The following is a 347-nucleotide window of genomic DNA, read 5'->3' as shown; positions in this document are numbered from 1 at the left end:
TCTGTTTCAAACTCAATCGCCTTGGTTTTCTTCGTTTCATGCGTACCAGTGAAGTCTTCAGTTCCCACTTCGATAATTTCGTTAACCGGCGCTTTGGTTTCTTTTGGTTCTGAAGTATTGGTTACTTTTGAGTTTTCAATCGTAATCGTATATTCTTCTTCCCCTTCAACACCTTGTTGAACTACCTTGTGCTCACCCTTCTTAAGTTCTGGGTTTACTCTTACCTCTACTTCAAATGGTTTCTTGCTTGTGTATGTGTGAGTACCATCCGTTGTGCCTGGACCCACTTCAACTATTCGCTTAACTGGAGCTTTGGTTTGTTTAGTTTCGCCATTTTCAGACTTAGT

At 40.9% G+C, this 347-nt stretch carries 1 protein-coding gene; it reads right to left on the bottom strand.

From position 1 onward, the window contains the following. Window positions 1–347 (bottom strand): G5 domain-containing protein (locus HMPREF2811_RS09280; RefSeq protein ID WP_141749307.1); only part of this gene is annotated, 347 nt, incomplete at both ends.

It is taken from the genome of Globicatella sp. HMSC072A10, assembly GCF_001811625.1.
GTDB classification, from domain to species: Bacteria; Bacillota; Bacilli; order Lactobacillales; family Aerococcaceae; genus Globicatella; species Globicatella sanguinis.
The sequence above is the reverse complement of the archived record's forward strand: the minus strand, read 5'-3'. Positions and strand labels throughout refer to the sequence as shown.